Source organism: Hyalangium sp., from assembly GCF_035629615.1.
In the GTDB taxonomy this organism is placed as follows: domain Bacteria; phylum Myxococcota; class Myxococcia; order Myxococcales; family Myxococcaceae; genus Hyalangium.
Genome location: NZ_DASPHO010000802.1, coordinates 1 through 13,100, shown reverse-complemented (window position 1 = coordinate 13,100; position 13,100 = coordinate 1). Strand labels below are relative to the sequence as shown.

Genomic DNA, 13,100 nt, shown 5'->3' with positions numbered 1-13,100 from the left:
GCTGCATCAGCAGCTCCGCCCGGCGCGACTCGTCCAGCGATTTGAACACGTCCGCCAGCAGCGACAGATCCTGGTTGAGCGCGCCCAGCCGCTGCGCGGCGTCCGAAGCCAGCTCGTCCGCGTCCACCTCTTCCTCCATGGACTCGGGCGCCAGCGTGTCCTCCGTCGCCAGGGCCTTCTCCAGCATGTCCCGCGTCGCGGCGCTCAGGCGCCCATCCGCCTCGAGCCGGTCACGCATGGACTCCAGCTCCTCACGGTCCACCGGGCTGGCATGGATGGCCGCCGCCAGCGCCAGCAACAGCGCGTCCTCGTCCGAGAGCCCCGTGTGGATGCGCGCCTGCACCTGGTCTCGCTTGAGGAAGCGCAGCGCCGCCACCCGTCGGAACCCGCAGATGATCTGGTAGCGGTCCTGTCCCACGGCCCGCACATCCACCGGGAAGAGCTGCCCCAGCCGCGCCACGTCCGTGGCCAGCTTCGAGATCTCCCCCTCCGGGCGGATCCGGAAGGTGGCGTCATCCTCCACCTGGTCCACAGAGAGAGTGGCCATCCGTACCTCTCCCATCAGCCGCGGCGTCACCTCGTGCGGGGGCTCTGCCTCAGAGGAGGGCTCGTCCTCGGAGGAGGGCTCGTCCTCGGAGGTGGCCTCCGCCTCGGACGTGGCCTCCGCCTCGGACGTGGCCTCCGCCTCGGAGCCAGGCTCTGGCGAGCCTGCCTCCGAGGACGGCGGCGCCGGCACCGACTCTCCGGCGCCCAGCAGAATGGCCTTCCGCGCGGACTCGCTGGTGCGCAGCTCCGGGCTCGAAGGCGCGCCTTCGCCCTGCACCGGCACCGAGGATGACTCCTCCTGTGTGTCCGGCTTCCCGTCCTCTCCGTCGACCCTGTTCTCGGCGTCCATCGGCACCCCTGGCTCGGTCAGGCACCGTGCCGCGCACGTGACCGCGGCACAGCGAAAGCCCGTTCTAGCGGGCCTTCTTCTTCACCACGACCTTCTTCTTCGCGCCAGCGCCCACGACGGGTGGGACCGGCGCGGCTGGCTCTCCCCTGCCCGCTGCCCCAGCAGCCCCGCTGGTGGCGGTGGCGGGCGGAGGCGGAGGCGGAACCGGCTTGGCTGCCGGCCTGGCAGCCGGAGGAGGAGGCGGCGGCGGCGTGGGACGGCCTCGCGCCACCGGAATCGCCGGGCGCGAAGGCACCGTGACAGCGCCCGGGCGCACCATGGGACGCGTCACCACCGGGCGCGAAGCCGGCACACGGCCCGGCTCCACCTCGCCCATGTCCACGCGGCCGCGGAAGCTGGCGCCGTCCACGATGATGACGCGCGGGGCGTGGATGTCGCCCACCATGCGGCCCTCGCGGGTGAGCTCCACGCTCTCGGTGGCGTTGATGTTGCCCACCACCACCCCGCTGACGATGGCGTTCCTCACCGCCACGTTCGCCTTCACCACCCCGGTGGTCTCCACGATGAGGGTCTTGCTGAGCGTCAGCTCTCCCTCCACGCGGCCACGGACCGTGAGATCCTCATCACCCGTCAGCTTGCCGCTGATGAGGATGGAGGGCCCCACCACCGTGTTGTTGCCGGCTGCGCCGGCCACCTCTTTCGCAATGGCCACGCGTCACCGCTCCTTCTGATCCATGTCCACGTTGCCCTTGAAGGAGGCTCCGTCGGCAATGAGGATGCGAGGGGCCTTGATGTCGCCCACCACGCGGCAGTCCTGCTTCAGCTCGACCTTGTCGCTGGCGACGATGTTGCCCGTCACCCGGCCGGCGATCTCCACGTTCTGCGTCTCGATGTCCGCCTCGACGACGCCGCTGCCCTCCACGAAGAGACTCTCCTTGAGGGAGATCTTCCCCTTCACCGTGCCCTGGATGACCAGATCCTCGTCACCGGAGATCTCCCCGTCGATGACGATGCTCGAACCAATGACCGTATTCGCCATGAGTGTTGCACCCCTCCCGAAGGGTTGTGCTGCGTCGTCCCTCGACGGCTGGGACTAGATGTCGTCCGGCAACTTCACTTCCATCTCGATGGAGCCATTGAACACCGCCCCATCCTCGATGATGACCCGCGGAGCCTTGATGTCGCCCGCCACCTTCGCCGAGGTGTTGATCGACACCCGCGCCGACGCGTCGATGTTGCCGCTGGCCTCGCCATTGATGGTCAGCTCCTCGGCGCGGATGTCCGCCTGGACCTTGCCCGTGCTCTCGATAGTCAGGTGGTTCTTCAGGGCGATCTGCCCCTCCACCCTCCCCTCGATGACGAGATCCCCGCCGCCGGTGAGGCTGCCCTTGATGACGATGCCCTTGCCGATGATGCCCGTTTCGCCCTGCGCCATGCGGTGACCCTCGGAAAGCGCCATTCGCGTAGAAGACCGCGTCCTGATTATGTCAGAGATGGGCCGAGATCCAGCCGGAGATGTCCCGGAATACCTCCTCGCGGCCCACCTCGTTGAGAGGCTCGTGCAACATGCCGGGATACTCCTTGAACTTCTTGTCGGTAGAGCCCACCGTCTCGAAGAAGGACCTGGCCGCCGCTGGAGCGGCCACCCCATCGTTCGATCCGCACAAGATGAAAATGGGTGCTGTCACCCGAACTGCCTGGGCCAGGGCCTCGGCCTGGGCCACGGTGGACTCGACGAACCAGCGCGGGGTGACGGTGCGAATGTAGAGCGGATCCTCCTGCGTGGCGCGGACGATGGCCGCATCCCGCGTGAGCTGCTCGGGCTTGAGCTCGTTGGGGATGGGCAGCCACGGAATCACCTTGCCCACCAGGCGCGCGGCCAGGAGCTTCGCTCTGGGAGGGACGATGGCCAGCTTGAAGTAGGGGGCAGACAGCACCAGCCCGGCCACGCCCTCCAGGCCGCCATTCTCCGCCAGGCGGGCGGCCATGAGCCCACCGTGGCTGTGGCCGAGCATGAAGGCCTTCTGCCCACCGGCAGCCTTGCGCACCCGCTCCCAGAAGACGGCCATGTCGTCCAGGTAGTCCGGCCACTTGTCACAGAAGGCCCGGCGCCCATCGGCCCGGCCGTGGCCTCGGTAGTCGAAGCCGTGGACGGCGAAGCCCTCTGCCAGCAGCGCCTCGGTGATGGGGCGGTAGCGGCCGATGTGATCGGCATAGCCGTGCGCCAGCGCCACATGGGCCCGAGGCGGGGCATCCGGTAGATCCAACGTCCAGAACAGCCGGAGGTGATCCTTCGCGGTGAAGAAGCCCTCGTCGTGGCGCGCCATATCGGGCCGTCAACTTAGCGGCCCCCAGCCTCCGTGGACAGTTTCTTCAGCTTCCGCTCCAACTGCACCCGCTGTTGGGGGGGATCCGAGGCCTCCGGGTCCAGCACCAGCACCTCGAGCGCCCGGCGCCACACGGACACCGCCTCTGCGCTCCGGGACACCTCCCGGTAGGCATCTCCCAGGTGTTCCAGGATGACGGGCTCGTCGGGTTCGAGCATCGAGGCGCGCTCCAGTGCCTCCACGGCGCGCTGGTACTCCCCACGCTGGAAGTACACCCACCCGAGCGAGTCCAGGAAGGAGCCGGTGTCCGGCCGCAGCTCCAGCGCGCGCTGCACCAGGCGCTCCGCCTCGGCGAGGTCCTTGCGCTTCTCGGCCAGCAGGTAGCCGATGAAGTTCATGGCCGCGGCGTTGTCCGCGTTGAGGGCGAGCACCGCCCGCATCTGCGCGAGCGCCTTGTCCGTCTGCCCCTGCTGCTCGTAGGCGGCACCCAGCGTGTAGAGGAGCGACTCGTCCCGGGGCTTGCGGGAGACGGCCTCGCGCAGCAAGGCCAGGCCCTCCGCCCCACGGCCCTGCCGGTGAAGGCTGGAGGCGAGCGCCTCGTAGAGCTCGGGCATGGGATTGCGCGCCAGCGCCTCCTTGAGCACGGTCAAGGCCTTGTCCCGCGCGCCGCTGCGCTCCAGGGCCCGGGCGTACTGCACCCGCAGGCCCACGTCGTCCCCTTTGCTGGCGTGGGCGTCGGCGTCGGCCACGGAGGCCTCGTAGAGCGCGAGCGCCTGGGCGTGCTGCCCCGCCCGGGAGAGGCACCCGGCGCGGCGGGGGCGCACCTCGTCGAAGAGCTCGGAGGACTCGGGCACCTCGGCGTAGGCAGCGGCGGCCTCGGCGTAGTGGCGCCGCCGCTCATGCACCAGCCCGGCGTAATAGGAGATGCGGGGCTCGGTCGGCCGCCCCTTGCGTGCCATGTCCAGCACCTCGGCCGCGGCGGCCGTCTCTCGCGAGGCGAGGAAGGCGAAGGCCACCCGCACCGTCAGCTCGGGATCGTCCGTCAGCGACAGCAGCCGGTCAAAGTACGCCCGCGCCCGGGTGGTGGAGCCCAGCTTGAGGGCGATCCGCCCCGCGGACAGCAGCACCTCGCGGCTGTCGGGATCATGTTCGAGCGCACGGGCGAGAGCCTCCTCTGCGTCGGCGGAGCGCCCGCTGGCCTCGTACAGCCGCGCCAGCGCCACCGACACCTCCACGTCTCCGGGATCCCGCTCCACGGCGCGCTCGAGCAGCTTCTGCGCCCGGGACTTGTCGCCGCGCTCGGCCAGGGCCAGGCCCAGGCGGCGGTAGCCGGAGGCCTCGCCCGGCAGCGCCACGGCCAGCTCCTCGACGACCTTCACCGCCTCATCCAGCTGCCGCTGCTCCAGGTGGACCTGAGCCAGGATGAGGTACGCCTCGGACTCGCGGGGCTTGAGCCGCACCGCGCGGCGCAGGTGCAGCTTGGCGCGGGGGTACTTCTTCGCCTCCAGCAGCACGCGCCCGAGCATCACGTGTGCCGGGTAGTACTGGGGCGACACCTCCACGGCCCGGCGCAGCTCGGTCTCGGCCTTGGCCAGCTCTCCCAGGCGCGCGTACTCCTCGCCGAGCTGGCTGAGGAGGTAGGGGTTGCCTTCATCTGTGGCGAGCGCCAGCCGCAGCTCGTCCACCGCGGCGCGATGATCTCCGGCGTGGTGATAGCGCCGGGCCAGCAGGAAGTGCGCGTAGCTGGCCGGCGAGGAGAAGTCCTCCCGATCCCCCCCCGCGTTGATGGCCTCTCGCATCGCCTCGCGGTCCACCTTGGGGCGCTTGGGTGGCGCGGCGGCCGCGGTCAGGGCCACGAGGGGGAGCAGCAGGACGGCGCGAATGGCACGAAGGAGGCGCACGCCGCGTCAGGTCAGGCTTCCAATAGGGGCGCCCAGCTTGTCCAGGATGCGGTCCACCGGATCACTGTCCTGGCTCACATCCGCCACCGCCTGCTGGTAGGCGATGCCCGTGGCGGCCTGCATCTCCGGCAGCAGGCGCTGGAAGACGGCGCGCGCCCCGGCCACATCGCACTCGGGCAGCATCATGGCGAACACCCCGGCGCCCATGTGGGCCACGGCATCCGGCGTCCGCAGCAGCTTGCGCAGCACCTCCGTCGAGCCCTTCGGCATGTCAGGCTGAGGGCGCTCCGGCCGCAGCACCGCCATGCACAGGGGCCGGTGGTAGCGGCGGCTCTTGGACACCTCCACCTCGAGTTTCACCAGCAGGCCGCGCTTGTCGTACAGGTTGGAGCCCGAGTCCACCACGGGGCGCAGCGCCACTGGCGCGGGCCGGTCCGCGTCGCCCGAGGGTGAGGACGGGGACTTGAGGGCACGCTCGGTGCGGTTGAGCAGCTCCATGGCGTTGAAGGGCTTGCTCATGTAGTCCACGGCGCCCAGGTTGAGCGCGCGGACCTTCTCGGCCACACCCTGGTGCGCGGACAGGAGGATGACGGGGATGTGGGCCGTGTCCGTGGAGGACTTGAGGGCCACCGTGGCCTCCAGGCCGTCCAGCTTGGGCAGGAACACGTCCATCACGATGAGATCCGGCCGGAGGTTGCGCGCCTTGGCCACGCCCTCCTGCCCGTCCCGCGCCACCTCCACGCGGTAGCGCGAGCGCAGCACCTCCGCCAGCACCGCGGCGATCTCCGCCTCGTCCTCCACCACCAGCACGCGCGGCTGCTGCGGCTCCGCCACCACGGGGGCCTGGCTCTTGCGCAGCGCCTCCTGCGCCATGGGCAGCGTGAACACGAAGACGCCCCCGCCCTCCGGGGGGTTCTCCGCCCAGATCTCGCCGCCGTGCAGCTCCACGAACTCCTTGCAGATGGCCAGCCCCAGCCCCGTGCCCTTCGGCCCGTGGCGGTAGCGGTCGAACACCAGGTGAAGCTCGTCCGGGGGAATGCCCGGCCCGTCGTCCTGCACGGTGATCTTCACCGCATCCCCGTCCGGCCGCGTCAGCCTCACGGCACGCACCACCACCTGCCCCGCATCCTTCGCGTGGTGGATGGCGTTGGTGATCAGGTTCTGCAGCACCTCGTGCAGCTTCACCTCGTCGCCGATGAGCATCAGGCTCTCGGAGGTCTCCGCGCGCAGGGTGATCCCCCGCTGCGCGGCGAGGATGTTCAGCTCGGTGGTGCTCTCCTTGCAGAGAATGGAGACATCCAGCTTGCGCGGCTCGATGGACAGCCGCGCCGCCTCGCCCTTGCCCTTCTCCAGCAGCGACTCGACCAGGCCCAGGATCTTCTTGCCCTGGCGGATCATCGCCTCGACGGACTGCTTCTGCTCCGCCACCAGCGCGCTCTCCAGCAGCAGCCGCCCGTGGCCCAGCAGCACCTGGAGCGGGGCGCGCAGGTCATGGCTGCACACCGCGATGATCTCGTCCTTGAGCCGGTTGAGCTCCTTGAGCCGGCGGTTCGCGTCCGACAGCTCGCGGTACCGCTCCACGTACGCCAGCTCGAGATCCTCGCGCTTGCGCTTGACGGCGGTGTGCAGGCGCGCGTTGCGGATGGAGTTGGCCAGCACGCCGGCCACCGCCTGAGCGAAGGCCTGCTCGTCCCGGCCGAAAGTGGTTCCCTCTCGCGAGTGCCGCAGGAAGAGCGCGCCCAGCAGCTCGTCCTGGCACACCAGCGGCTGCACCAGCACCGAGTGCACGCCCACCGCGACGATGTTGGGGCGGACCTCGGCCATGATCGGATCGTTCTCCGCCCGCTCGATGAGCACCGGCTGCCGCGTCTCCAGCGCACGGCGCAGCTCGGGGTAGCGGGCGATGTCGATCTCCAGCCGGACCAGCGACGGATCCTCCTGCGTGGCCACCACCGTGCCGGTACGGGCGTGCGCACCCTCCACCAGCACCACCGAGCAGCGATTCGAGCCAGTGACGCGGCCCACCTTGTCCACGGCGATGCGCAGGATGGCCTCCAGCTCCAGCGAGCTGGTGGCCGCCTCGGTGATCTCCAGGAGCATCCCCATCCGCAGCCGGGTGCGCTCCTCGGTCTCGCGCAGGCGGCCCGCGCGCAGCGCCGCCTCCAGCCGCGGCACCATCTCCTCGGCACCGCGGATGATGCCGTCCACGGCCAGCTTCTTCAGGGCCTCGGCCGAGCGCACGCGTGTAGCGTCCGCCACCACCGGCACGTTGCGCAGCTGCGCGATGCCGCGCAGGCCCTCCAGCGTCTCCGCCACGCGCTTGGCGGCGGTGGCCAGCAGGATGACCTCGGGTTGCAGGCTGCCTGCCACCTGGGGAATGCCCTCGACGTCCTCAGCGACGGCGCACTGGAAGCCACTCTCCGAGAGGCGCGAGGCCAGTGACTCGCTGGCCGTCCGAGCACCGATCACCAGGACACGGCCGCGCTGCTCCGGCGATACGGGGACTCTCAAGGCGATCCTCGAAGAACCGGGGGAACCAGGGCCCCGGAAGTAAATGGACTCATGCCGTTCAGTGCGTGAGCCGTCGTTTTGGCGTTCCGAATCATGCCGTTGAACCCACTCGCGGACTAGCGGACCTCTTGGTGCTCTCCGGCCCAGGAATTGAGAGGGTTGACGCGCAGCGTATACTCCGCCGCCGTGCATCCCTCGCGAATCTTCCCGCCGCTCGGCCTCGTGTGTGCCTCTCTCCTGACGGCGACCTTCGCCGTGGGCTCTGCCCACGCTCAGGTTCCCGACGAGTGGAATACCTTTCCGCCGAAATCCACACCCGCCGCCCCGACACCCGCACCGTCACCAATAAAATCCGCTCCTGCTGCCAGTGACAAGCAGCCGGCCACGCAGCCGCCCGCCACGTCCCCTGCGCCGGCCGCGTCGTCCAGCACTCCTCCAGCGCCCGCAACGGCCAAGCCAGCGCCCGCGACAACCCAGCCGGAAGCCGCGCCCGCGCCAGCCGCTCCCAAAACCGAGGCCTCGCCTGCGCCGGCCGCTCCCAAAACCGAGGCCTCGCCTGCTCCCTCAGCTGTCAAACCAGGCACCTCGCCCGCTCCCGCTGCCTCTCCAGCGCAGACGAAACCGCCCTCCCCCTCGCCTTCCAAGCCGCAGCCCACGCAGGCCAGCTCTTCCTCCAAGACCGCTCCCGCCCAGCCCCAGGAGCCGGAGCCCACCGTCGTCTCTACCCAGGAGCGCTTCCTTCCTGGAAGCGAGCCCCACAGCCCCTCCACCCTCCACAACACATGGACGGATCCTCGGAACCTGCGCCACACCTCCAGCGCGGTGGGCGGCGTCGGCCTGCTGCGCGTGGCGGGCGCGGACCTGGGAGCGCGGGGCCTGCTGCGCTTCTCCGCCACGGGCGAGTACTTCACGAATGCCAACTTCCCCGTGCAGGGCGCGGAGAACACGCGCACGACCGGCACCTTCGCGCTCTCCTACGTGCCGCTCGAGTTCCTCGAGGTCTTCGGCGCCTACACCGTCTCAGCGAACACCAACTCGCGCTCGTCCCCCAACCTGATCCAGGCGCTGGGAGATGTGACGCTGGGCGTACGGGGCTCGCGCCAGTGGGTCCGCGGCCTCTGGGCCGGCGTCGATCTGCGCGCCATGTCCTTCTCCGGCGTGGGCAACCAGGATGTGGGGCGGTATGCCTTCGGCTTCGCGCCGCGCGTGCTCGCCACCTATGATCTGCAGCGGCTCCACGAGAAGCTCCCGCTGCGGCTCCACGGCAACCTGGGCATCGTCCTGGATGGCACGGGCGACCTGGTGCAGACCACCCGCCTGAACGCCGCCGAGGAGTACGCGCTCAACGTCAACCGCTTCAACCGCCTTGGCCTGGGGCTCGGGGTGGAGGCGCCGCTGCCGGCGGTGACGCCGTTCCTCGAGTTCAACCTGGCCTACCCGCTGGGCGTGGGGAGCGAGGGCCTCGTGGCGCCAGACGGCCAGACCGTGTCGGCGGCCACCGCGGCCTACAAGACGCTCAACCTGGGCGCCAAGATCACCGCCGTGAGGGATGTCACCTTCACCGTGGGCGCCGAGCTCGGCCTCACTCGCGCGGTGGGACTGGGAGTCCCGGCGACACCTCCCTTCAACCTCTTCTTCGGCGCCGCCTACACCGTGGACCTGCTCAACCGCGGCACGACGCGGGTCGTCGAGACGATCCGCGAGCGCAAGGTGGATGGCCCGGCAGCCCCCCAGACGGCCCAGGTGTCGGGCGTCGTGCTCGACTCCCAGACACGCAAGCCCATCCCCGGCGTCCTGGTGACGGTACCGGGGGCCGGGCTTCCCCCTGTGGCCACGGAGCCAGAGAAGGGGCGCTTCCTCACCCACCCGCTGCCGGCCGGCCCCGTGCGGATCGCCGCACAGAAGGAGGGCTACCGCCTGGTGGAGCATGACGTGAAGCTCGAGGCGGGGGAGACCGCCACCGTGGAGCTGACGATGGAGGCCATGGCCCGCCCGGCCCTGTTCACCCTCTCCACCACCTCGAAGAAGAAGCCGGTGGCGGCCACCCTGCGCTTCCAGGGCCCGAAGAACCAGGAGTTCACCACCTCCGAGTCCGCCACCGCGCCCGCGAAGCTGGAGGCCCCCGCCGGCCGCTACACGGTGAACGTCACCGCCCAGGGCTACCTGGCGCAGACGCGGGACGTCCAGGTCTCCGAGGGCGCCACCCTGGACCTCTCCTTCGAACTGGAGCCCGAGCCCAAGAAGAAGCTGGTGGAGGTGAAGGACAACAAGATCGAGATCCTCCAGCAGGTGCACTTCGGCGTCGGCAAGGCCGTCATCCTGGCAGACAGCCACCCGCTCCTGGCGCAGGTGGTGGACGCCATTGTGCGCAACGACATCAAGCGCGTGCGCATCGAGGGCCACACGGACAACAAGGGCCCCCCAGAGTTCAACCTGCAGCTCTCCAAGGATCGGGCCCAGGCGGTGGCCGCCCACCTCATCAAGGCCGGCATCGATCCGGCGCGGCTGGACGTCGAGGGGTACGGGGACGCCCGACCCATCGCACCCAACCTCACGCCTCGCGGGCGGGAGCTCAACCGGCGGGTGGACTTCGTCATCCTGGAGCGGTGATCGCGGGGGCCGGCACGCGGTAGAGTCCCTGACCATGAAGGAACTCCTCCGCCTGACGCTCTCGCGTGCCGCACTGCTCCCGCTCTCGGTGCTTGCCCTCTCCTGTGGGGGGGGGACGACCAAGCCCCCCCAGAAGGACCCACCGCAGGCCACCATGACGGTGCCCAAGCCCAACGTCGCCGGGCCGAAGATCACGGTCATGGTCGGCGCCTCGGGCTGTGATCAGATCCAGAGCCTGTCGATCTACGACCGGGATGATCTCCTCAAGAGCGTCGCGTACAGCGGACCGGGTACCGTCCCGGTGGATCTGGCGGCCAACGAGGTGAAGTACACCCGCGGCCTCGCCGTGCAGATGTCGCTGAAGACGCGCGTGGTGTGCACGGACGGACGCCAGAACGACTCGCAGCCGCAGCCGGCCACCTTCTTCCCGGCGGCGGAGGTCATCGATCCGCCGAGCGGTGGCGGCCAGGTGGTGACGGACAGCTTCGTCACCGAGGGCAGGCTCCCGCTGATCTACTTCCTCGGGTGCGGCAACGAGGCGGGCGGCATCCCCAAGCTCTACAAGGTCGAGAAGAACGGCGGGCTGCAGAAGTCCGTCGACATGCCCTTCCTCTGCACTGCGTCCACCGTCATCACCCCCAAGCACCCCACCACGGGCAAGCGCTGGGTCTGGACGCCCAACGCAGGGGCCATCGCGATCGACTCGGACCTGAACATCACCGGCCAGATCACCTCGCCGATCGACCTCCTGGTCGTCGGGCCGGATGGAGATGCGATCGCCTATGACGCGGGCTCGGGCGGGTCGATCGTCGGGGTGGCGCGGATGAACCACCAGGGAAGAGACCTCGTCAAGTGGACCTACACTCCGCGCGGCTTCGTCATCACCGCGCCCCTGGCGCGCGGCGAGGACGTCGTGATCGCCACGATCACGGCCAACGGCGCTCCGTCCGGCCGAGCCAACATCCTCGTGTCAAGGGTGGACTACGGCTTGCAGACCCCCGCCACGGGAGGAACCGAGCTGGGCGTCTCCCTCATGCAGTCGGTGGCGAGCGACAACCCCTTCCCTACGGAAGCGCCGCCGACCGCCTTCAGCGCGGACGGAAACCTGCTGTTCATGTCATTCACGGGCCCGGGGGGCATCACCCAGATCTTCGCGTGCGTCACCAACGCGGACGGGTGCACGGGGCCCTCCCAGCGGTGGGCGAATCCTCCTCGGCTGACGGCCCCGATCGGTGCGATGGTGCCCTACGCTGGGGGCTCACGCCTGGCGGCCATCGGGGTCCAGAAGGTGTGGTTCCTGGACACGAGCACTGGCGCGGTGACGAACAAGGGAGGGGTGGAGGCGCCGCTCAGCCCGGAGGGTGGGCTTGTGGTGCTTCAGGTGCAGTCCGGTGCTCCGCCGTTCGCGCAGGGCTTCTACCTGCTGAACGGCCCGCCTGCGCAGGAAGGACTGCCGGCGCCGCAGCCCCTGGAGATCGTCGCCACGGATGACCCTGCCAAGGGCGAGCTCTACCGCTACCAGATCAACGCGGGCAGCCTCTCCGTCGCGATGGACGAGTCCGGCACGCTCTGGATGCGGGCGGGTGGCAGCCTCGTGCGCCCGCTCACGCTGGGCGAGTACCGGCAGGTGCGGCCCGTCTCGCCTTGAGCGCCTTCGCCCATATTCATCGACACCTGTGCCTCACGGCTTGTCGGCGACGAGGAGCGCCTCCACGTTGCCGGCAGGCCCGGGCACCGGCGAGTCCATCACCCCTCGCACCGTGAGCCCCTGCTCGCGGGCAAAGGCCACCACCGCGTCGATGGCCTCCTGGCGGGCGGCGGCATCCCGCACCACGCCGCCCTTGCCGATTCGCTCCCGCCCCACCTCGAACTGGGGCTTCACCAGGGCTACCAGCAGGCCGCCAGGCTCCAGGAACGGAAGCACCGCCGGAAGCACCTGGGTGAGCGAGATGAAGCTCACGTCGATGACGACGACGCCCACCTTCTCCGGCAGATCCTCGGCGGTGAGGTAGCGCGCGTTGACCCGCTCGCGCGAGCTCACGCGCGGGTCCTTCCGCAGCTTCTCGTGGAGCTGGCCATAGCCCACGTCGATGGCATGCACGCGGACGGCCCCCTCCTGCAGGAGACAGTCGGTAAAGCCCCCCGTGCTGGCGCCGATGTCCGCGCCCACCTTGCCACGCACGTCCAGTCCGAAGCGCTCCATGGCCCCCTTGAGCTTCAGGCCCCCGCGCGAGACGTAGGGCAGCACCTCGCCCTTGAGGCGGAGCTCCGCCTCCACGGGCACCTGTGCGCCGGGCTTGTCCACCCGCTGCTCTCCCACCACCACCTGGCCCGCCAGGATGAGCGCCTGGGCCTTGGCACGGGACTCGGCCAGCCCCCGCTCCACCACCAGCACGTCGAGGCGCTCCTTGCGCGACTTCACCCGCCCGCTCCCAGCAGCTCCCGGCCCGCGCGCCGCAGGCCCTCGGCATCCAGCCCCAGCTCCGCGCGCTGCACGCGCGCGTCTCCATGCGGAACGAAGGTGTCCGGCATCCCCATCAGCCGCACGCGTGGCGAGCGCCCGTGCGCGGCGTAGAGCTCCAGCACCGCGCTCCCCAGCCCTCCCCGCGTCGTCCCCTCCTCCGCCACCACCACGCTCCCGCAGGCCGCGGCCTCCAGCAGCGAGGGGGCATCCAACGGGCTCACGCACCGTGCATCCAGCACGCTCCACCCCGTCTCCGCCTTCGCCGCCGCCAGCGCGGCCAGCCCCAGCGGGCCCAGCGTCACCAAGGTGAGGCGCGGCGCCTCTGCCCGAAGCAGCCAGCGCGCCCCGAGGATGGGTGCCCCGCCGGGACTCAGCTCGGGCGGTGTGGCAGG

11 protein-coding genes are annotated in these 13,100 nt (G+C 70.2%); 2 read left to right on the top strand and 9 right to left on the bottom strand.

Annotated elements, in window-relative coordinates; translation table 11 throughout:
* The 7 genes from VD972_RS40415 to VD972_RS40385 form a co-directional block, all read right to left on the bottom strand.
* Window positions 1-895: ParB/Srx family N-terminal domain-containing protein (locus tag VD972_RS40415; protein WP_324994509.1), on the bottom strand; the 895-nt coding region annotated here is incomplete at its 3' end.
* 64 nt (window positions 896-959) lie between these two features.
* Window positions 960-1,607: a polymer-forming cytoskeletal protein gene (locus VD972_RS40410; protein WP_324994507.1), complete on the bottom strand. Its 648-nt coding sequence runs from the start codon at window positions 1,605-1,607 to the stop codon at window positions 960-962.
* 3 nt (window positions 1,608-1,610) lie between these two features.
* Window positions 1,611-1,934: a bactofilin family protein gene (locus tag VD972_RS40405; protein WP_044192222.1), complete on the bottom strand. Its 324-nt coding sequence runs from the start codon at window positions 1,932-1,934 to the stop codon at window positions 1,611-1,613.
* Between the two features lie 54 nt (window positions 1,935-1,988).
* A complete protein-coding gene (bacN, locus tag VD972_RS40400) occupies window positions 1,989-2,330 on the bottom strand; it encodes a bactofilin BacN (RefSeq protein ID WP_324994504.1) in 342 nt (113 codons plus the stop codon).
* A gap of 52 nt (window positions 2,331-2,382) precedes the next feature.
* Window positions 2,383-3,222, bottom strand: a complete 840-nt coding sequence (locus tag VD972_RS40395; protein ID WP_324994502.1) for a lysophospholipase — start codon at window positions 3,220-3,222, stop codon at window positions 2,383-2,385.
* 14 nt (window positions 3,223-3,236) lie between these two features.
* Entirely contained in the window at window positions 3,237-5,123 is a 1,887-nt protein-coding gene (locus VD972_RS40390) for a tetratricopeptide repeat protein (protein WP_324994500.1), read from the bottom strand.
* A gap of 6 nt (window positions 5,124-5,129) precedes the next feature.
* Window positions 5,130-7,634 (bottom strand): ATP-binding protein, encoded by a 2,505-nt coding sequence (locus tag VD972_RS40385; RefSeq protein WP_324994498.1) that lies wholly within the window; start codon window positions 7,632-7,634, stop codon window positions 5,130-5,132.
* An 822-nt stretch (window positions 7,635-8,456) separates the two neighbouring features.
* On the opposite strand from VD972_RS40385, the gene VD972_RS40380 reads away from it, so the two are divergent.
* Together VD972_RS40380 and VD972_RS40375 are read left to right on the top strand one after the other, a co-directional pair.
* The gene (locus VD972_RS40380) at window positions 8,457-10,244 is read left to right on the top strand and encodes an OmpA family protein (protein ID WP_324994496.1); all 1,788 of its coding nucleotides are present in this window, start codon (window positions 8,457-8,459) and stop codon (window positions 10,242-10,244) included.
* A 34-nt stretch (window positions 10,245-10,278) separates the two neighbouring features.
* Window positions 10,279-11,892 (top strand): hypothetical protein, encoded by a 1,614-nt coding sequence (locus VD972_RS40375; RefSeq protein ID WP_324994494.1) that lies wholly within the window; start codon window positions 10,279-10,281, stop codon window positions 11,890-11,892.
* Between the two features lie 33 nt (window positions 11,893-11,925).
* On the opposite strand, the gene VD972_RS40370 is transcribed toward VD972_RS40375, so the two are convergent.
* Together VD972_RS40370 and VD972_RS40365 are read right to left on the bottom strand one after the other, a co-directional pair.
* A complete protein-coding gene (locus tag VD972_RS40370; protein ID WP_324994492.1) occupies window positions 11,926-12,666 on the bottom strand; it encodes a TlyA family RNA methyltransferase in 741 nt (246 codons plus the stop codon).
* Window positions 12,663-13,100 (bottom strand): transketolase C-terminal domain-containing protein (locus VD972_RS40365; protein WP_324994490.1); only part of this gene is annotated, 438 nt, incomplete at its 5' end. The genes VD972_RS40365 and VD972_RS40370, both read right to left, overlap by 4 nt.

Excerpts from the sequence above, each read along its gene's own strand:
- VD972_RS40405 (WP_044192222.1), bottom strand. The coding sequence starts at position 1,934 with ATGGCGAATACGGTCATTGGTTCGAGCATCGTCATCGACGGGGAGATC.
- bacN (WP_324994504.1), bottom strand. The coding sequence starts at position 2,330 with ATGGCGCAGGGCGAAACGGGCATCATCGGCAAGGGCATCGTCATCAAG.
- VD972_RS40395 (WP_324994502.1), bottom strand. The coding sequence starts at position 3,222 with ATGGCGCGCCACGACGAGGGCTTCTTCACCGCGAAGGATCACCTCCGG.
- VD972_RS40375 (WP_324994494.1), top strand. The coding sequence starts at position 10,279 with ATGAAGGAACTCCTCCGCCTGACGCTCTCGCGTGCCGCACTGCTCCCG.